The 18,025-nt window shown below is 72.7% G+C and carries 20 protein-coding genes; 12 read left to right on the forward strand and 8 right to left on the reverse strand.

Going from position 1 to position 18,025, the window contains the following annotated elements:
* The first annotated feature begins 28 nt into the window (after nt 1–28).
* The 6 genes from AC5L35_RS20190 to AC5L35_RS20215 all read left to right on the forward strand — a co-directional run bounded on the left by AC5L35_RS20190 (nt 29) and on the right by AC5L35_RS20215 (nt 4,690).
* The gene (locus tag AC5L35_RS20190) at nt 29–898 is read left to right on the forward strand and encodes an SMP-30/gluconolactonase/LRE family protein (protein ID WP_495061209.1); all 870 of its coding nucleotides are present in this window, start codon (nt 29–31) and stop codon (nt 896–898) included.
* Nucleotides 899–1,038: 140 nt separating this feature from the next.
* Entirely contained in the window at nt 1,039–1,350 is a 312-nt protein-coding gene (mihF, locus tag AC5L35_RS20195) for an integration host factor, actinobacterial type (protein WP_169395071.1), read from the forward strand.
* Between the two features lie 157 nt (nt 1,351–1,507).
* Entirely contained in the window at nt 1,508–2,371 is an 864-nt protein-coding gene (locus AC5L35_RS20200; RefSeq protein ID WP_495061210.1) for an alpha/beta fold hydrolase, read from the forward strand.
* Nucleotides 2,372–2,495: 124 nt separating this feature from the next.
* On the forward strand, nt 2,496–2,660 hold the full coding sequence (locus tag AC5L35_RS20205; protein WP_495061211.1) for a hypothetical protein: 165 nt from the start codon (nt 2,496–2,498) through the stop codon (nt 2,658–2,660).
* A gap of 669 nt (nt 2,661–3,329) precedes the next feature.
* Nucleotides 3,330–4,262 carry a ParA family protein gene (locus AC5L35_RS20210; protein ID WP_495061212.1) on the forward strand — a complete coding sequence of 311 codons (933 nt, stop codon included), beginning with the start codon at nt 3,330–3,332 and terminating at the stop codon, nt 4,260–4,262.
* Nucleotides 4,259–4,690, forward strand: coding sequence for a hypothetical protein (locus AC5L35_RS20215; RefSeq protein ID WP_495061213.1), 432 nt, complete (start codon nt 4,259–4,261; stop codon nt 4,688–4,690). The genes AC5L35_RS20210 and AC5L35_RS20215 overlap by 4 nt, the downstream gene beginning before the upstream one ends.
* Nucleotides 4,691–4,789: 99 nt before the next feature.
* Here AC5L35_RS20215 and AC5L35_RS20220 read toward each other — a convergent pair whose 3' ends face one another.
* From AC5L35_RS20220 to AC5L35_RS20240, 5 genes are all read right to left on the reverse strand, one after another.
* A complete protein-coding gene (locus AC5L35_RS20220; protein ID WP_495061214.1) occupies nt 4,790–5,608 on the reverse strand; it encodes a DUF1684 domain-containing protein in 819 nt (272 codons plus the stop codon).
* A gap of 46 nt (nt 5,609–5,654) precedes the next feature.
* Nucleotides 5,655–6,809 carry an LLM class flavin-dependent oxidoreductase gene (locus AC5L35_RS20225; RefSeq protein ID WP_495061215.1) on the reverse strand — a complete coding sequence of 385 codons (1,155 nt, stop codon included), beginning with the start codon at nt 6,807–6,809 and terminating at the stop codon, nt 5,655–5,657.
* The gene (locus AC5L35_RS20230; protein WP_495061216.1) at nt 6,806–7,081 is read right to left on the reverse strand and encodes a hypothetical protein; all 276 of its coding nucleotides are present in this window, start codon (nt 7,079–7,081) and stop codon (nt 6,806–6,808) included. Before AC5L35_RS20230 ends, AC5L35_RS20225 begins: the two co-directional genes overlap by 4 nt.
* A gap of 54 nt (nt 7,082–7,135) precedes the next feature.
* Nucleotides 7,136–7,282, reverse strand: a complete 147-nt coding sequence (locus tag AC5L35_RS20235; RefSeq protein WP_495061217.1) for a hypothetical protein — start codon at nt 7,280–7,282, stop codon at nt 7,136–7,138.
* Between the two features lie 71 nt (nt 7,283–7,353).
* Entirely contained in the window at nt 7,354–7,719 is a 366-nt protein-coding gene (locus tag AC5L35_RS20240; protein WP_495061218.1) for a hypothetical protein, read from the reverse strand.
* A gap of 89 nt (nt 7,720–7,808) precedes the next feature.
* Between AC5L35_RS20240 and AC5L35_RS20245 the strand changes: the two genes are divergently transcribed.
* The 6 genes from AC5L35_RS20245 to AC5L35_RS20270 all read left to right on the forward strand — a co-directional run bounded on the left by AC5L35_RS20245 (nt 7,809) and on the right by AC5L35_RS20270 (nt 14,915).
* On the forward strand, nt 7,809–8,528 hold the full coding sequence (locus tag AC5L35_RS20245) for a GntR family transcriptional regulator (RefSeq protein WP_495061219.1): 720 nt from the start codon (nt 7,809–7,811) through the stop codon (nt 8,526–8,528).
* A 127-nt stretch (nt 8,529–8,655) separates the two neighbouring features.
* Complete coding sequence (locus AC5L35_RS20250; protein WP_495061220.1) at nt 8,656–9,966, forward strand: sugar ABC transporter substrate-binding protein; 1,311 nt, start codon at nt 8,656–8,658, stop codon at nt 9,964–9,966.
* Nucleotides 9,963–10,946, forward strand: a complete 984-nt coding sequence (locus tag AC5L35_RS20255; protein WP_495061221.1) for a carbohydrate ABC transporter permease — start codon at nt 9,963–9,965, stop codon at nt 10,944–10,946. The genes AC5L35_RS20250 and AC5L35_RS20255 overlap by 4 nt, the downstream gene beginning before the upstream one ends.
* Before the next feature lie 71 nt (nt 10,947–11,017).
* Complete coding sequence (locus tag AC5L35_RS20260; RefSeq protein WP_495061222.1) at nt 11,018–11,878, forward strand: carbohydrate ABC transporter permease; 861 nt, start codon at nt 11,018–11,020, stop codon at nt 11,876–11,878.
* Nucleotides 11,875–13,284 carry a glycoside hydrolase family 3 protein gene (locus tag AC5L35_RS20265; protein WP_495061223.1) on the forward strand — a complete coding sequence of 470 codons (1,410 nt, stop codon included), beginning with the start codon at nt 11,875–11,877 and terminating at the stop codon, nt 13,282–13,284. Before AC5L35_RS20260 ends, AC5L35_RS20265 begins: the two co-directional genes overlap by 4 nt.
* Before the next feature lie 89 nt (nt 13,285–13,373).
* Nucleotides 13,374–14,915, forward strand: coding sequence for a S1C family serine protease (locus tag AC5L35_RS20270; RefSeq protein WP_495061224.1), 1,542 nt, complete (start codon nt 13,374–13,376; stop codon nt 14,913–14,915).
* A gap of 82 nt (nt 14,916–14,997) precedes the next feature.
* Here AC5L35_RS20270 and AC5L35_RS20275 read toward each other — a convergent pair whose 3' ends face one another.
* From AC5L35_RS20275 to AC5L35_RS20285, 3 genes are read right to left on the reverse strand one after another with little or no spacing between them, the layout of a single operon-like run.
* Nucleotides 14,998–16,155 (reverse strand): CaiB/BaiF CoA transferase family protein, encoded by a 1,158-nt coding sequence (locus tag AC5L35_RS20275; RefSeq protein WP_495061225.1) that lies wholly within the window; start codon nt 16,153–16,155, stop codon nt 14,998–15,000.
* Between the two features lie 38 nt (nt 16,156–16,193).
* A complete protein-coding gene (locus AC5L35_RS20280) occupies nt 16,194–16,580 on the reverse strand; it encodes a PPOX class F420-dependent oxidoreductase (RefSeq protein WP_495061226.1) in 387 nt (128 codons plus the stop codon).
* A 20-nt stretch (nt 16,581–16,600) separates the two neighbouring features.
* On the reverse strand, nt 16,601–18,013 hold the full coding sequence (locus tag AC5L35_RS20285; RefSeq protein ID WP_495061227.1) for an MFS transporter: 1,413 nt from the start codon (nt 18,011–18,013) through the stop codon (nt 16,601–16,603).
* Between the last annotated feature and the right edge of the window lie 12 nt (nt 18,014–18,025).

The raw sequence follows: 18,025 nt of genomic DNA on the forward strand, positions 1-18,025 counted from the left end.
GGTACGACGCCGAAGCAAGGGAGCCCGTGTGAGCGAGACGATCGCCGAGATCGATGCCGAACAGGTGACACCTGCCGTAGCCGAGCACGGTGAGGGTCCGGTGTGGGACGCCCGCTCCGGCGAACTGCTGTCGGTGGACATGCACCGCGGCGACCTGCTCGCGGTGGACCGTGCCGACACCGTCCGGCGCCGGCACACGGGCGACCTGCTCGCGGCGCTGCGCCCCCGCACGCAGGGCGGCTGGGTGGTCGCGCTGGCCCGCGGGTTCGGGCTGCTCGACGACGACGGCACCTCCGTGGCCCACTCGCTGGGCGAGCTGTGGTCCGACCCCTCGATCAGGATGAACGACGGGGCCTGCGATCCCGCCGGCGGTTTCTGGTGCGGCTCGATGGACGTCGACGCCGCACCGGGCCGGGGCGAGCTGTACCGGCTCGCCCCCGACGGGTCGGTGGCCACCATGCTCACCGGGCTGACGATCTCCAACGGCCTGTGCTGGTCACCCGACGGGTCGCACGCGTACTACGTCGATTCGGGCACCGGCACCGTCGACGTGCTCACGGTCGACCCTGATGCCCCCGCGGTGACCAGCCGCAAGCAGTTCGTCGCGGTCGAGGGCGGCACCCCGGACGGGCTCACCGTCGACGCGGAAGGCGGGGTGTGGGTGGCCCTCTACGGCGGCTCTGCCGTGCACCGGTACACCCCCGACGCCGCTCTCGACGTCGTCGTCCGGGTGCCCACCTCGCACCCGACGGCGTGCACGTTCGGGGGGCCCGATCTGGACGAGCTGTGGATCACCACGTCGGCACAGGGCGCCGGCGAGTCCGATGACCGGGCAGGCGCGCTGTATCGGTGCCGGCCCGGAATGAGAGGTCTCGAACCCCTTCCATACCAGGGCTAGGCCCCCCGATCGGGGGACCCACCGGGGTCCCCACCGAGGGGGGCATTCGCGTGGCGTTGTGCGGTTCTGTCAGGCTGAGCAGTGAAGATGACCTGCGGACATCCGGTTCGAGGTGTCCGCACGGAGAGGAGAACCACGACATGGCACTGCCCACGCTCACTCCCGAGCAGCGCGCCGAAGCCCTCAAGAAGGCAGCCGCTGCCCGCACCGCGCGCAAGGAGTTGCGCGACTCGATCGCCCGCGGGGAGCAGACCATCCCAGCGGTCCTCGATCGCGCGAAGTCCGACACGATCGTCGGCAAGACCAAGGTGGCCGATCTGCTCAAGAGCCTTCCCGGGTACGGACCGGCGAAGGTCTCCGCGCTGCTGGAGCAGACCGGTATCGACGCGTCCCGGCGGGCTGCGGGGCTCGGCGAGCGCCAGCGCCAGGCCCTGCTCGACGCACTGAAGTAGGACCGCGGCTCCAGATCCCTCAGGAGGGTCTGGAGCTCGCGCGAGGCGACCTCCCATGCCCTGGTACCCGGCGTTCGCGCCGGGGCCGGCAGGGGTGGCCGCCCCACCGGGGTGTACCGGTTCGACACGCACCACGGGCGGCAGGCAGTCTGACCCCGTGGAACGCTACGTCGATGTCGCCCCGGATGTCCGCCTCTGGGCCGAGGACATCGCCCCCACCGGGCCACGCCCGGGCGAGCCGCTGCTCCTGGTGATGGGAGCGGCATCGTCCGGTCTGGTGTGGCCGGACGCCCTGGTCGCCCTGCTCGCCGAGCGGCACCGCGTGATCCGGTACGACCATCGGGACACCGGCCGCTCGTCCGCCGCCTTCGACGAGCAGCCGTACGGGATCACCGACCTCGCCTCCGACGCGATCGCCGTCCTGGACGCCTTCGACGTCCCCCGGGCGCACGTCGTCGGCATGTCGATGGGCGGCCTGCTCGTGCAGCTGATGCTGCTCGACCACCCCGAGCGGCTCGCCTCGGCCACCCTCTTCTGCACCGGTGCCCTGCCGTTCCCCGGCGCGCCCGACCTGCCCGCTCCCGACCCAGCACTGCTGCGCCTGTGGGGGGAGCTCGACGACCCACGCGACGCGGAGGGCGAGCTCCGGTGGCGCGTGGAGCACTGGCGCCTCCTCAACGGCTCCGGCACCTCGTTCGACGCCGCGGAGTTCCGCGCGCTCGAGGAGCGCGTCATCGCGCACACCGGCAGGCACGACCCGGTCGTGGCGCACGCCCAGATGGACACCAGCGGCATGGAGCGGGGCTCCGAGCTCGCTTCCGTCACCGTGCCGACGCTGGTGATCGAGGCACCCGAGGACCCCGCGTACCCGCCGCCGCACTCCGGTCACCTCGTCCGCACGCTGGGCCACGCCCGGATGGTCCGGATCCCCGGCATGGGCCACACCATCAACCGCACGGTGATCTCGCCACTGGCCGCCGCGATCCTGACACAGACGACCCAGACGGCGGCTCCGGCCTGACCCGGTGGGCCGAGTCGGCGGCCCGGCGCGGTCGGCCATGATGGGCGTCGCCATGGCGTGGACCATGGCAGCGCCGCGCGGAACCGGGCCGTTCCGCGCGTCCGAACCGCACGAGAGGTGAACGATGGGCATCGAGGATCCGGACGCGGACGTGGCCGAGCAGCAGCAGGCGATCGATGACGACATCGACCCCGTGACCGACCCCAACGGGATTCCGTTGGAGGCCGACCCGGCCGATGTGGCGGAGCAGCGTGAGGTCGTCCCGCAGGACGAGGACGAAGCACGGTGACCCCGGCGGTTGCGATCCGCACGATCCCACGACGTGGACGCAACCGTCATCCGACCGGGTGGTTTCTCGCAGAGGCCGTTCCGCGAAGCGGTGAACACACCGGTTCTGCGGGCGGCCCACGACCGGCGTGCCGGGGCGGCGCGACGGATGCCGCTCCCCGGGCCCGGCACCTTTCCCGTCCGGTTCCCGCACCCCCGACGAGTGGGGCGGCGGCGGCAGGCACGTCGAGGACCGCGTCGCCGATCCCACGCGGGCTACCGGCTGGGCGTGTGCTCCCGCCCGCGGGCCGATCCCGACGGCGATCCTGATCTCGGACGTGGGTCGGGGCGCCGCACCGACGCCCGGTCCGGACGGGCTCTCACCTGGACATCGGTGCGCCTGCCGGCCCCGTACCCCGCCGCCCTGTGCGGAGCTCTTCGCGTTCGCGACGACGGCGGAGCGGGCCACCCGGGACCGGCCCGTCGCCACGCTCAGCGGGCGGCCGGGGACGGCTCCCCGGGCCACCCGTTCCTCGTCCGACCGCGCCGGCGACACCGGGGAACGCGGCCACGGTTGCGGGCGTAGCCTCCGGTCGGCGCAATGGACTGGGCGACATGGAGTAGCCCGTCGTCGCCCACCGAACGGGCGACACGACACGGAGTGACCTAAGGGCGGGGCGGTTAGAGCGGTATGGCATCGTTCCCGCCGCGTGATGCGGGGAGGAGAACGGTGAAGGTCATTTCGATCATCAACCATAAAGGCGGAGTGGGAAAGACCACTCTCACCGCCAACCTTGGCGCCGGGCTGGCGGCCCGTGGCCAGAAGGTGCTACTCGTCGACCTCGATGCGCAGGCCAGCCTGACCGTCTCGTTCTTCACCCAGAGCGAGTGGACGGCCGACCTGCTGCCGAGCAGGACCATCAAGCACTGGTTCGACGACATCGGCACGCCGGAGGCGATGCAGAACCCGGCACCGCTCGTGTCGGCGCCACCACGAGTCCACGACAAGCTCGCCCGTAGCCGCGGCACGCTCGGCCTCATCGCCGCGCACCGCGACCTCTCCGACGTCGAGACCGGGCTCGCCGCGGAGCTCCTGGGAGAGCCCAAGCGCTTCGCGGAGCTGCACGGGCGACTGCGTGAGGGGCTGGCCCACCCGGCGTTCGCCGAGTACGACACCGTGCTGATCGACTGCGCGCCGAACTTCGGGCTCATCGCCAAGAACGCCGTGGCGGCGAGCGACCTGCTGCTGATCCCCACCAAGCCCGACTACCTGTCGACCAACGGGATCGACTCGCTCGGGCTGAAGATCAGGGCCTTCATCGAGGAGTACAACGAGTTCTCCCCGGAGCAGCCCGTGCAGCGCCCGGCCGCCGCTGTCGTGTTCACCATGGTCCAGAACCACGACGGCGCCCCCATCGAGGCACAGCGCAGCGTCATCAGCCGGATCGTGGCGCGGGAGGTGCCGACCTTCGCCACCACGATCAGGGACAGCAAGTCGGTCTACGGACCCGCGCCCGAGCACGGGGTGCCGGTGATCCTCGGTGGCACCGGCCGCGCCCAGACCCGCGAGCTGCGGGACTTCGTCTCCGAGCTCACCGGCAGGCTCGAGGGGAGCGCTGCATGACAGGTACTACCGGATCGGCCTCCTTCACCCTCGCACTCCAGCAGGCCACGGAGATGGTGAAGACCCTCACCCCGCAGCAGCTGGACGATCTCGCCGCCGGGCGCGGCGAGCTCGTCTTCCGACGCGCGCCGCACGCCGCCACCACGCGTTCCACCGCTCCCACGCGCCGGCAGCGGTCCGACGTCGACATCGCGGGCGACGTCGACGAGATCAACCGCCTCGGCACCCCCGGCGAGGTCGACGACTACCTGCACCACCACGACAGCCGGTTCACGGTGCCGGTGCTGCGGCAGATCGCCAGGGCACTCGGCCCGACCGTCGCGACCACCGGCCGCACCAAGGCGGAGATCCGGCGGGACATCGTGGCGGGCACCGCGGGATTCCGCACCCGCTCAGCGGCGATGTCCGGCGGAGCGTGGTCCAGCTAGACCGGTCGCTGTGGCCACCGACCGCTGTGGGCCGCCGGCAGCGCCCCTGAGGGGCACTGCCGGGCGACCCAGGCGGATGGGTCGGCCTGCTCCCCGGAGCTAGGCCCGGTCCGGCCGCAGCGGGTTGCGCTCCCCCGCCTCCACGGCCGCCGGGAGCACGTTGCCCGCCGGCGGCAGCGGGCAGGTGGCGAAGTCGGTGAACGCGCACGGCAGGTTGACCACGCGGTTGAGGTCGAGGGTCAGGCTCCCGTCCGGCGCCGGGTCGGCGGTGCGCACGATCCGGCCGCCCGCGTAGGTGGAGTCACCGGACGTGGCGTCGCGGAAGTGCAGCGACAGACCGCCGGCCTTTCCCCCCGTCGCGACGAGGCGGTGCTCCTGCCCGTCGAGCTCGAAGCGCACCTCGCCCACGGCGCTCAGGTAGTGGTTGAGACCCTCCACCACGGCGTCCACGGTGATCGGCCGCGGCTGCGGGTACGGCTCGAACCGGGCGTGAAGCATCCAGCGCTCGTCCACCGGGAAGGTCGGGACGCCCGAGAACGCCGTGCGGGTGACGGCCTCGGGGTCACGCACGCGGATCGCGTGCGTGTCGGTGCGCCGGACGACCTCGATCACCGCGGCGCCCACCTCCACGAGCGTGCCGGGGAGGCCGTCCACGGGGTGCAGGGTGACCGTCCCGTCGATCCGGCGCGGCTCGCGGACGGTGCGGACCACGAGGTCGTCGGCTGCGGTCGCAGTGATCACCACACCGTCCGGAGTGGCGCTCCAGAGGCCCGGGATGCCGTCGAACGCCGTGGGTTCAGGGGCGAGCCAGTGCAGCGCGGTGAGGCTCAACCAGCCGTGCGGAGCACGTAGCTCCTCCTCGCGCAGGCTGTGCCATTCGGTCCAGCTGCGCTCCAGGTCGGACAGGGTGCTCGTCATGTGAACTCCAACGTCGCTGGATCACCGTTCATGCCGGAACCGCAGCTCATCCTGCGTTCCAGACCTTCGCGAGCAGCTCGTAGCTGCGCACCCGGTCGGCGTGCTCGGTGGTGATCGTCGTCACCACCAGCTCGTCGGCCCCCGTCACGCGCGCCAGCGTCTCCAGCTTCTCGGCGACCGTGGCAGGTGAACCGACGATCTGCGTGGCCACCCGGTCGGCCACGACGGCCCGCTCCGCGTCCGTCCACGTCCTGGCCCTCGCCTGTTCCGGGGTCACGTACGGCTCCGCGCCGCGGCCGGTCCGGATGCCGAGCACCCATTGCGCGTAGGGCGCGGCGAGCTCCTCGGCGGTGGCGTCGTCGTCCGCCACGACGACGTCGGCCGAGACGGCGACGTAGGGCCGCTCCCGTCCCCGCGGGCCCGTTCCCGGCCTGAACGCCGACCGGTAGGCCCCGACGGCGTCCAGCACGGAGTGCGGGGCCACGTGATAGGCGGCGGCGAGGGGCAGTCCGGACGCCGCTGCGACTTCTGCACTGGCGCCCCCGCTGGAGGCCAGCACCCAGACGTCGAGGTCCGCGCCCTCGGCCGGCAGTACGTGCAGCGGCTCGCCGTCCGAGCGCACCGCCGTGCCGTCGAGGTAGGAGAGGATGTCGCCCACCTCCCGCGCGTAGTCCGACTGCGGGCCGTCCGCGCTGATGCCGAGCATCGCGCCGAGCGTCACGAACTGCGTCAGATCACCGCGGAGAGGGACCGGTCGCGGTATCAGCAGGCCATCGACCACCCGCTCCTCGGCGGGGGGAGGTCCACCCGGCCCTGCGGGCGACGCACCGCGCTTCTGGAACGCGAGGACCTTCTGCAGGTCGAACCGGCCGACCCCGAGGTCGATGCGTCCGGGGTGCAGCGCCGCGATCGTGCCGAACTGCTCGGCGACGAGCAGCGGCGGCGTGTTCGGCATGAGCACGGCCCCGGACCCGACGCGGATCCGCTCGGTGGCGCCCGCGAGGAGTGCCACCAGCACCGGCGTCGACGACGACGCAACGCCCGTGACCAGGTGGTGCTCGGCCACCCAGTAGCGGCGGTAGCCGACGCGCTCGGTCGCCCTGGCGAGGTCGATCGTGTTGCGGATCGCATCGGCCGCGGTGCCGCCTGCCGGCACGGGCGCGAGGTCGAGCACGCCCAGGGGTGAGGAACGGTTCGTCATGCCGATACCTGCGCCTTCCGGTCGGTGGGTGCCACAGGGGTCGTCCGATCGAGCACCTGCTGGGAGCTCCCGCTGGGGACTGAGCTGCGCTCCACGAATTCCTCCAGTGTCGTGACCACAGGGTTCAGGCCGACGACGGCACCGAACGTCCTCCGTCGCGGCCCGAAGATCGGCCGGAACATCGCGTAGACCTCCGCGCAGGTGTGCGCCGGCGCCGAGCCGGCGGTTCCCGTGCCGACGACGGTGTCGGCCAGATCAACTTCATCGTGCACCTACCGAGCCGCCACCCACTGCAGGACGCACTCGCAAGTCGGCTGCGGGCAACCTCACGGAGTGCCCACCTCCAGCGCCGGGGTGCGACGCCGCCCGGCGATGGCGGCCAGCAGTTCTCTGGTGTACTCCTCCCCGGGGGCGTCGAACAGCTCCTCGGTCGGGCGCAGCTCCAGCAGCCTGCCGTCCCGCATCACGCCCACCGGTGACGAACCGTGTCGCGCACCGCTTCCATCGCCGCGGGCGACTGCCGACACCCGAACGACAGCAGGAATCAGGGCCGCTCGAGCACCGCGGCCACCCGGCCTGCCCAGCGCTCGTGCGCGGTCTGCCGGGTGATCCCGGCGGCGCGGGCGATCTCTTCCCACGTGGAGCCGTGGCGCCGGAGCCCGATCAGCACGGGCAGCGGGTCCATCCCGGCACCGAGCCCGATGCGCAGCTGCAGCAGCTGCCACGCCCGCTCACGGCGCACGGGTGCGTCGGTGCCCTCCTCCGCGTGCCACTCCACGCTGCCCGGAACCGGCGGCTCACCGAGCACTGCGTCGGCCTGCCGGCCCGCCTCGGTCACCGCCGCGACCTGTACCGCGGCCGCGGCCGCGGCGACGTCCACCGTCAGTGCCAGGTCCACCCAGTCGTCCACCGTGTCAGGATCTCCCTGACACGATCTCGCCGTCAACCGGATGGGCGGCACGTTCCCCGAGGACCCGCGCACTGGTGTACCAATGGGCTATGAGTGCGCCGGTCGGTGAGACCGACAAGCAGCGACGCCTGCGCGCGCGCCTCGGCGAGCTGATCGCCGCCATGGCGCCGGGCGAACCGCTCCCCGCCGAGCGCGACCTGGCACGCGACCTCGGGGTGGCCCGGATGACCCTGCGGCGCGCGGTCGACGGGATGGTGGCCGACTCCCTGCTGGTCAGGAGGCAGGGGGCCGGCACGTTCGTCGCCCCGGCGAAGGTGGCCCACCGGCTCTCGGCCAACTCGTTCTCCGCCGACATGCGCGCCCGCGGGCTGCGCCCCGGCAGCCGCACGCTCTCGAGCAGCCGGGCCCCGGCAGGCGTCATGCTGGCCGCGCTGCTGGAGGTCCCCCCGAGCACTCCGGTGCTGCACGTCCGCAGGCTGCGGCTCGCCGACGGCGAACCGATGGCCGTCGAGGACCTGCACGTCCCGGGCGACCTGGTACCCGGACTGACCGGCGCCGAACTCGAGAACCGGTCCTACTACGAACTGCTGGCCGAGCGGTACGGGCACCGCATAGCCTCCGGCACCCAGACCGCCGAGGCGGCACTGGCAGGCGCGGAGGACGCCGACGCGCTCGGCGTCCCGCCCGGCTCCCCGGCGTTCTGCTTCGAGCGCACGTGCCGCGTGGACGGCGGGCGGGTCGCCGAGTTCGTCCGGTCGATATACCGCGGCGACCGTTACCGGATCATGGTCGACATCTTCCCGTCCTGATCCCGTCTCTCGATTCGGACACGCACTCTTGACGCCGCCATGGTGACGAGCGCTACAGTTTCGGACATTTAGACCTCTGGTCTCAATGAGCGGTCTGCTCTGCCGTGCCCGTCGGAAGGGGAACCACATGTGGTCGACATCCCGAGGGGCGCGGCGCACCGCCGCCACCCTCCTCGCCGTCTCGGCGCTGGCGGTCGCCGGCTGCGGCGGCCCCGGTGCCGATGAGGCGGGGGGCGCCGGCGACAGCGGTGGTGACCGGGCCCTGACGGTCTGGATCATGGAGGGCACCAACCCCGACGCCCGCCCCTTCTTCGACGAGCTCTCCACGGCCTTCCGCACCCAGACCGGCGCCACTCTCGACGTGCAGTTCGTGCCGTGGGCATCGGCGCACGACAAGTTCGTCACCTCGATCGCGGGCGGCACCACACCCGACGTGGCCGAGGTGGGCACCACCTGGACCGGCGAGTTCGGCGAGGCGGGCGCACTGGCCGACCTCGCTCCGCGCGTGCAGGAGGCGGGACTGGCGGACGGCCTGGTCACCGGTCTGACGGAGGCCGGCACCGTCGGTGACGCCCTCTACGGCATGCCCTGGTACGCGGGGGTCCGCTCGATCGTCTACCGCACGGACGTCTTCGCCGAGGCCGGCGTCACCCCGCCCACCACGTGGGACGAGCTCGCCGCGGCGGGCGAAAAGATCAAGGCCGCGCGTCCCGACCTGATCCCGCTCCCGATCGCGGGCGACAACGAGTACGGCGTCTACCCCTTCGTCTGGGGAGCAGGCGGCGAGATCGCCGCCCAGAACGGCGGCACCTGGACGAGCTCCCTCGACTCGCCCCAGGCCCGCCAGGGCATCCAGTTCTACGCCGACCTGGCACTGAAGCACGGGCTCTCCACCCCCGCGGCAGCCACGTGGAAGGAGACCGACCTGCAGGACTCGTTCAGCAAGGGCCAGTCCGCGATGATCATCTCGGGCAGCTGGACGCCGAAGGCGATCCTCGAGGCGGCGCCGGACCTGCAGGGCAAGATCGGTGCGTTCCCGATCCCCGGGCCGACCGGTGGGCTGTCGCCGTCGTTCCTCGGCGGTTCGCACCTGTCGATCTTCGAGGGCAGCCAGAACCAGGATCTCGCCTGGCAGCTGGTGCAACTGATGAGCACCGGTGACTTCGCGGCGAAGTGGGGCTCGGAGTCGAGCTTCTTCCCCGGCACCACGGCACTGCTGCAGCAGGCCGCGCAGTCGTCCGACCCGCTCGTGGCGCCGTTCGCGAAGCAGATGGTCGACGCCGGGCGCAGCGTGCCGGTGACACCTCTCTACGGGCAGGTGCAGGGCAAGAAGACCATCCCGGCCATGATGAGCGCGATCCTGGGCGGCACGCCCGTCGACCAGGCCACCTCCACCGCCGCCGCGGAGATGAACCAGATCTTCGCCGGCGGCGCGTGACCGACGTCGTGACGACGCTCCGGGAGCGCACCCGTCCGGGACGCGGGTCGGCCACCGCCGGCCCGCGTCCCGGACGCTCCCGCGGCGGCGGCACCAGGGCGATCCGGCCCTGGCTGCTGCTCGCACCCGCGCTGCTCGTGATGGGCGGGCTGCTGCTGTACCCGCTGGTCCGGGTCGTGGTGATATCGCTGCAGGACTTCGGCCTGCGGCAGCTCGTCTCGGGCCGCACCAACTGGGTGGGCCTCGACAACTACGTCGAACTGCTCGGCAACGCCGACCTGTGGCGCACGGTGCTGCCCAACACGGTGGTGTTCGCCGTGGTCGCGGTGGCGCTGACGGTGGTGGTCGGCACGCTCGTGGCCCTGCTGCTGGTCCGCCTGCACCCCGTCACCCGCGGCATCGTCACCACGGCGATCATGCTGGCGTGGGCGATCCCGGCGGTCACCGGCACCTACGTGTGGGTCTTCCTGTTCTCCCCCGGCGACGGGCTGGCCGTCCAGGCCCTCGACGCCCTCGGGCTCGCCGACGCGGCCACCGCCAACCCGTTCGCGTCGCGCGTCTCCTTCTACGCCGTGGCCGCACTCAACGTGGTGCACCACGGCTTCCCGTTCGTGGCGCTCACCGTGCTCGCCGGGCTGCTCACCGTGCCGCAGGAGATCACGGAGGCGGCGATCGTGGACGGCGCCGGGGCGTGGCGGCGGTTCTGGTCGGTCACCTTCCCGATGCTGCGGCCGGTCTTCGCCGTGGTGACGGTGCTGTCCACGATCTGGGACTTCAAGGTGTTCACCCAGATCTACCTGATGCCGGGCGGCGACGGCGTCAACCGGGGCGTACTCAACCTGGGCACCTGGTCCTACGTGGAGTCGTTCGCCCAGAACCGCTACGGGCTCGGCGCGGCGATCGCCGTGCTGCTCACGGTGCTGCTGCTGCTGATCACGGTGGCCTACCTGCGCCTGCTGTTCAAGGAGGACGAACTATGACGCCCCCCGAGACAGCCCCCACACACCCCACCCCCAAGGCCCCCACTTTCAGGCCCTCTCCGGGCAGGAAAGTGGCCTTCCTGAACCCCCGGGCCCGCCCGCGAGCCCAGCGCCGCGGCCTCGCCGGCCGCACGTTGCTCGGGCTCGGGGTGGGCGTGGTGCTCGTCTTCACGCTCTTCCCGGTCTGGCTCATGGTCTCCACGGCCTTCAACGGGCGCGCGAACGCCGGGTCGCGGTCGCTGTGGCCCGAGGACTGGACGCTCGACAACTTCGCCTTCGTCATCGGGGAGGGCGGGTTCGGCCGCTACCTCACCAACTCGCTGCTCGTCGCGCTCGGCACGGTGCTCGCCGGCGCCCTGCTCGCGTTGCTGGCGGCCGTCGCCGTGTCCCGGTTCCGTTTCCGGTTCCGCACCTCGGTGCTGGTGATGATCCTGATCATCCAGATGGTGCCGGTGGAGGCGCTGGTCATCCCGCTGTTCATCCAGGCGAGAAGCCTCGGGGTGCTCGACAGCCTGGTCGGGCTCGTCGTCGTCTACCTGGCGTTCTCCCTGCCGTTCGCGATCTGGACGCTGCGGGGGTTCGTCGCCGCGGTGCCCGTCGAACTGGAGGAGGCGGCCTACCTCGACGGCGCGTCGTGGGGACGCATGTTCTGGTCGGTGCTGCTGCCGCTCGTGGCCCCCGGGCTGGTGGCGACGAGCGTGTTCTCCTTCATCACGGCGTGGAACGAGTTCATCTTCGCGCTGACCTTCATGGCCGACCAGGACAACTACACCGTCGCCGTCGGGCTGCGCCGCTTCTTCGGGCAGTACGGCACCGACTGGGGCGCGCTGATGGCGGGGTCCACGCTGATCACGATCCCGGTGATGGTGTTCTTCGTGATCGCCCAGAAGCGGCTGACCGACGGGCTCGTGGCCGGGGCGGTGAAGGGGTGAGCGCAGACCGACGGCTGGTCGACGCGGTGCTGCTGCCCGGGTTCACCGGCGCGACCGTGCCGGACTGGCTCGCCCGCGCGGCCGACGACGGGCTCGCCGGCGTGTGCGTGTTCGCGCCGAACGTGGGCGCGGACTTCCCGGCACTGACGCGGACGCTGCACGGGCGGCGCCCTGGGTTCCTCGTGGCCAGTGACGAGGAGGGCGGCTCGGTCACCCGGCTCGAGCACCGCACCGGCTCGTCGTGGCCCGGCGCCGCGGCGCTCGGCCGGCTCGACGACCCCGCCGTCACGCAGGCGGTGGCCGCCGCGATGGGTGCGCAGTGCCGGGCCGCCGGGATCGACCTCGCTCTCGCACCGGTGGCCGACGTCAACGCCGAGCCGGAGAACCCGGTGATCGGCATCCGGTCCTTCGGGGCCACGCCGGACCTCGTGGCCCGGCACACCGCGGCGTTCGTGCGTGGGATGCAGGGCGCGGGCACCGCCGCGGCGGCGAAGCACTTCCCCGGCCACGGCTCCACCACGGTCGACTCGCACAGGGCGTTGCCCGTGGTCGACGCCGACCTCGCCACCCTGCGGTCGCGGGACCTGCCCCCGTTCGCCGCCGCGGTCGAGGCGGGGGTGCGCAGCGTGCTCACCGCGCACGTGCTGTTCCCTGCGCTGGACGACCGGCCGGCGACGATGAGCCCTCCGCTGCTGCACCTGCTGCGGCGCGATCTGGGCTTCGACGGCGTCGTGATCAGCGACGCCGTCGACATGCAGGCGATCGCCGGCACCGTGGGGCCCGGGCCGGGTGCGGTGGCGGCGGTCGCCGCGGGCGTCGACCTCGTGTGCATCGGCAACCCGTCCAACGGCTACGACGACGAGGCCGGCTTCCTCGAGGTGCGCCACGCGCTGCTCGGCGCGCTGGCCGACGGCACCCTGTCCCGGGGCCGGGTGGCGGAGGCCGGGCGACGGGTGGCCGAGCTGGCCGACTGGGTGCGCCGGGCACCGGGCGCCACCGGCACGGCGGACGAGGCCCCGGAGCAACTGGGCCACGAGGTCGTCCGACGGGTCGTCGAGGTGTCCGGGGACGTACGCGTCGGACCGGGACCGCACGTCCTCGACCTCACCGGCCCCGCGAACGTCGCCGCCGGCCTGCGCCGGGAGCCGTGGTTGGCGGCCGCGCTCCGCCGCCGCGACCCGGACGTGACGACGGGGCGGGCTCTCCCCGATGCCGGGCGGCCGCTCGTCGTCGTGGTGGCCGGCCCGACCCCGGAGTTGGACGCGGCACGGAGCGCGCGCCCCGACGCGGTCGTCATGAATGTCGGATTTCCGGGCGGATGGACGCCGCCCGCGCCGTCGGTCACGGTCTGGGGGGACGGGCGCGCCCAGGCCGACGTGGCCGCCGAACTGCTGAAAGGCAGGTGAGAACGCCGGGTATCGGGAGGCAGGAAAGAGGTGCGGTTCTTCAGGCGCTCCTCAGGCAGTTCCCAGGTTCCGAGCGGATCGTCGTTCCCATGAGCGACGAGCAGAGGGAGCAGGGCCGGGACGCGAGCGCCTCGACCGATGGCCCCCGCACCGACCAGCACCCCGTTCCGTCGTACGCCCCCGAGCACGAGCACACGGTCCCGAACTCGATGGGTCCGGGCGCGATGGGGCCGGAGGCACCCGGCGCCAACCCGTACTCCACGGCCGCGTACCCGTCCCACGCCGGCTTCCCTCCCTACGGAGCACCGGCCGCTGCCCCGGCGTCCGGGAGGCAGCGCAAGCCGCGCACCATGGCCGGCATCGTGGCGGCCGCACTGGTCGCCGGGGTGGTCGGCGGTGGCGCCGCCTTCGGCGGGGCCTACGCGCTGCTCGGCGACCAGCCCGTGCAGGCGGTGCTCACCTCCGCCCCCGCCAGCCCGGCATCCACGACCGCGACGCCGGGCACGGTGGCGGCAGCCGCCCAGAAGGCCATGCCGAGCACCGTTGACATCCGCGTCAACCTGGCGCAGGGCACCGCCGAGGGCAGCGGCGTGATCCTCACCGCCGACGGCGACGTCCTCACCAACAACCACGTGGTGGCGGGCTCCACCGGCCAGATCGTCGTGACCCTCGCCGACGGCAGCCAGCACGCCGCGACCGTGGTCGGCACCTCGCCGAGCTACGACCTCGCTGTGATCAAGCTCCAGGGCGTCTCCGGGCTCACGCCGGCGACGCTGGGCCAGAGCTCGAGCCTGCAGGTGGGCCAGCAGGTGGTCGCGATCGGGTCACCGCAGGGCCTGACCGGCACCGTCACCACGGGCATCGTCAGCGCCTTCGACCGCACCGTGCAGGTGCAGGGCGAGGACGGCTCCAGCGTGGTCTACAACGGCCTGCAGACCGACGCGCCGATCAACCCGGGCAACTCGGGCGGCCCGCTCGTGAACCTCGACGGCCAGGTCATCGGCATCAACTCCGCCATCGCGACTGGCGGCGGGCAGAGCGACGGCAGCGTCGGCCTCGGCTTCTCGATCCCGATCGACCAGGCCAAGCGGGTGGCGCAGGAGCTCATCAACAGCGGCACCGCCACCAAGCCGGTGCTCGGTGTGCAGGGCAACGCCTCGTCCTCGGGCGGCACGGGTGGCGGCGCTCCGATCGCCGCGGTGCAGGCCGGTTCGCCCGCCGCGCAGGCCGGGCTTGCCACGGGTGACATCGTCACCAAGGTCGGCAATGCCCCGGTGCAGAACTTCGCCGACCTGATCGCCCGGATCGGCGCCAACGCCCCGGGCCAGCAGGTGGCACTCACGGTGCAGGGGGCCAATGGAGGCGCCACCCACACGGTGAACGTGACGCTGGGCAGCCAGCCCGACAAGGCGGCCACCACCGCGGGCGGGGGCCATAGCCAGGGTGGCGCCAACCCGTTCGGCGGCCGGAACCCCTTCGGCGGCGGTGGCGGTAACGGCTTCGGCGGCGGCAACGGCGGAGGCGACAACGGCAACGGCAACGGCGGCGGTGACAACGGCAACGGCGGCAGCGACAACGGCGGCGGGAGCGACAACGGCGGCGGGAGCGACAGCAGCCCGTTCGGCAACTGACTGATCCATCTCGGGGGACGCCACGGCGCTCCCGTCCACTCCGGTGGACGGGAGCGCCGTTGTCATGGTGGGTGCCGGCAGCTCAGCGTTCGTCGTCGAGCCAGGCGCGGATCTCCGCGCCGTCGGCTCCCAGCGCGGGCGGCGGCCTCCTGTAGGACGGCGGCGTGGCGGAGTACGTCACCGGGTTGCGGACACTCGCCACCCCGCCGGGCCTCACCACCGGGTCCAGCCCGAGCCGTTCGGCGAGCGCCAGCCCTTCGTCGATCGTGTTGATCGGGCCGCACGGAACCCCCGCGGGCGCGAGGATGTCGAACCACTCCTGCGCCGACTTAGTCGCGAGCCGGGCCAGGAGCAGCGTCCGCAGCTCGTCGCGGTGGGCGTTGCGGTCGCCCATCGACCCGAAGCGCGGGTCGGTGAGCAGCTCGGGTGCGCCGATCGCGGTGGCGAGGCGGCGGAACTGATGGTCGTTGGCCGCGATGACGATCAGCTCGCCGTCGCCGGTGGGGAGCGGTTCGTAGGGGAACAGGCTCAGGTGCGCGTTGCCGAGACGCCCGGGGACGACGCCGCCGGTCAGTACCGCCGACGTCTGGTTGACCAGGCCGGACAGCGCCGCGGAGAGCAGGTTCGTCTCCACCTTCTGGCCCTCGCCGGTGCGCTCGCGGTGCTGCAGGGCCGCCAGGATCGCGACAGCGGCGTGCAGGCCCGTGATCACGTCGAACACGGCGACCCCGGCCCGGTAGGGCGGCCCGTCGGCCGCGCCGGTGACGCTCATCAGGCCGGACGTCGCCTGCACGAGCAGGTCGTAGCCGGGCAGCGCGGCGCCGGCCGCCGTGCCGAAGCCCGAGATCGAGCAGTAGACGATGCGTGGGTTGCCCGCCGCGACGGTGGCGTGGTCGAGGCCGAACCGCGCCAGCCCGCCCGGCTTGAAGTTCTCGATCATCACGTCGGCCCGCGCGGCGAGGCGCTGAGCGGCCTCGAGATCGGCGGGATCGGCCAGGTCGAGCACGATGGAGCGCTTACCCCGGTTGATCGCGAGGTAGTAGGTGGCCGTGCCGTCCTCCGACCTGGGCGGCACCCAGGTGCGCGTGTCGTCGCCGGCGCCGGGGCCCTCCACCTTGATCACCGTGGCGCCGAGGTCGGCGAGCAGCATCGTGGCGTAGGGCCCGGCCAGGATCCGGGAGAAGTCGGCGACGACCACCCCGGCCAGGGGTCCCGTGGCCGGCTGGTCGTCATCGAGCACGTTCAGACCCTATGCCAGCCCTCCGGCCGGCGTGGACGTCACACGGAGAAGCCCGTGACCTTGTGCGGCACCACCGAGACGATGAGCCGCAGCAGCTCTGCCGGCTCGGGGGGCGGATCCTCGCCGAGGTACTTGTGCGACAGCCGGCGCGGGAGCGTCTTCTCCCTGTCCTCGACCAGCTCCGCGACACCGGCGATGTCCACCGACCGGTAGGGGTTCGCGGTGTCGAAGAACGTGAGGCTCACCCGCGGGTCGCGCGCGATGTTCTGCGCCTTCCGGCGCGCCGCCGTGGTGGAGAACAGGACGGTGTCGCCGTCCCGCTCGACCCAGACCACGGAGGTCTGCGGGCTGCCGTCCCCGTTCAGCGTCGCGACCGTGGCGAAGTTCCTTCCGTCCAGCAGTGCGCGCGTCTGCTCGTCGAACATGTCGTCTCCTCGTTCCTCGGTCATGCGCGGGTGCGCAGCACGGTGAGGGTGAGCAGCGCCGCAACAGCCACCGCGGCGGCAGCGGTGCCGAAGGCCAGGTGATAGCCACCGGCGACGGCGTCCCGCAGAGGCGCGCCCGCCGCCGTCGCGGCATCGGTCCGGGCGGTCGCGATGGCGGCCAGCACCGCGATCCCCAGCGCGCCGCCCACCTGCTGGCTGGTGTTCGCGAGCCCGGACGCCAGCCCGGCGTCGGCCGGCGTGGCGTCGGACATCATCACCGTGGTCACCGCCGGTAGCGCGAGCCCGGCACCGAGGCCGAGCACCAGCATCGACGGCAGCACGTCCACCACGTAGGTCCCGGTCGACGGACCGGTCAGGAGCAGCAGGCCCGCCACGAGGAGCACCTCGCCGACCAGGAGCAGGGGGCGCGGCCCGAACCGGGCGATCAGGCGCCCCGACACGGACAGCGAGACGACGGCGATCGTCACCGCGATAGGCAGGAGCGCGAGCCCCGTCTGCGCGGGCGCGTAGCCCAGCGCCCGCTGCAGGTGCAGCGCCGCAGTGAACTGGAACCCCAGCATCCCGGCCACCATGAGCAGTTGCACGAGGTTGCCGCCGGACACCGCCCGCGAGCGGAAGATGCCCAGCCGGACGAGCGGCTCAGCGGCGTACCGCTGGCGGACGACGAACCCGACGAGCAGCAGCACCGCGAGCGCACCGAGGCCGAGCCGGCTGCCGGTCCCCGAGCCGTCGACGATCGCGAACACCGCGAGCATCAGGCCTGCCGTGACGAGCACGCCGCCGAGCATGTCGGCGCCCCGCAGGCCACCCCGTACCGGCACATCACGCTCGATCACCCGCAGGGAGAGCAGCACCGCCGCCACGCCGATCGGGACGTTGACGAGGAAGATCCAGCGCCAGCCGACGGTCTCGGTGAGCACCCCGCCGAGCAGCAGCCCGAGTGACGCCCCGGCCGCGCCGACGAAGGCGTAGACGCCGATCGCCCGCGCCCGCTCCTTCGGTTCGGGGAAGAGCCCGACGATCATGCCGAGGACCACTGCCGACGCCATCGCCGCTGCCACCCCCTGCAGGAACCGGGCCACGACCAGCATCCCGGCGCTGCCGGCGAGCCCGCAGAGCAACGAGGCCACGACGAAGAGCGCGAGGCCTGCCACCAGCATGCGCCGCCTGCCCAGGAGGTCGCCGAGCCTGCCGGCGAGCAGGAGCAGGCCGCCGAGCGGGACGAGGTAGGCATTGACGGTCCAGGCAAGTCCGGCAGCGGTGAAGCCGAGGTCGGTCTGCAACGCCGGAAGCGCCACGCTGACGATCGTGCCATCGAGAATGATCATGAGCATGCCGGCGCAGAGCACGGTGAGCGCGGCCCATCGGGACGGCGCGGGGCGGATGGCCGGGCGGGTGCCGGTCGACGTCATGGCGGTCCCTCC

It is taken from the genome of Pseudonocardia sp. OZ21, from assembly GCF_059359135.1.

Coding starts and splice junctions, on each gene's coding strand:
- AC5L35_RS20245 (WP_495061219.1), top strand. CDS start 7,809: ATGAGTGCGCCGGTCGGTGAGACCGACAAGCAGCGACGCCTGCGCGCG.
- AC5L35_RS20280 (WP_495061226.1), bottom strand. CDS start 16,580: ATGTTCGACGAGCAGACGCGCGCACTGCTGGACGGAAGGAACTTCGCC.
- AC5L35_RS20205 (WP_495061211.1), top strand. CDS start 2,496: ATGGGCATCGAGGATCCGGACGCGGACGTGGCCGAGCAGCAGCAGGCG.
- AC5L35_RS20225 (WP_495061215.1), bottom strand. CDS start 6,809: ATGACGAACCGTTCCTCACCCCTGGGCGTGCTCGACCTCGCGCCCGTG.
- AC5L35_RS20220 (WP_495061214.1), bottom strand. CDS start 5,608: ATGACGAGCACCCTGTCCGACCTGGAGCGCAGCTGGACCGAATGGCAC.
- AC5L35_RS20250 (WP_495061220.1), top strand. CDS start 8,656: ATGTGGTCGACATCCCGAGGGGCGCGGCGCACCGCCGCCACCCTCCTC.
- AC5L35_RS20285 (WP_495061227.1), bottom strand. CDS start 18,013: ATGACGTCGACCGGCACCCGCCCGGCCATCCGCCCCGCGCCGTCCCGA.
- AC5L35_RS20215 (WP_495061213.1), top strand. CDS start 4,259: ATGACAGGTACTACCGGATCGGCCTCCTTCACCCTCGCACTCCAGCAG.
- AC5L35_RS20210 (WP_495061212.1), top strand. CDS start 3,330: ATGGCATCGTTCCCGCCGCGTGATGCGGGGAGGAGAACGGTGAAGGTC.
- mihF (WP_169395071.1), top strand. CDS start 1,039: ATGGCACTGCCCACGCTCACTCCCGAGCAGCGCGCCGAAGCCCTCAAG.
- AC5L35_RS20270 (WP_495061224.1), top strand. CDS start 13,374: ATGAGCGACGAGCAGAGGGAGCAGGGCCGGGACGCGAGCGCCTCGACC.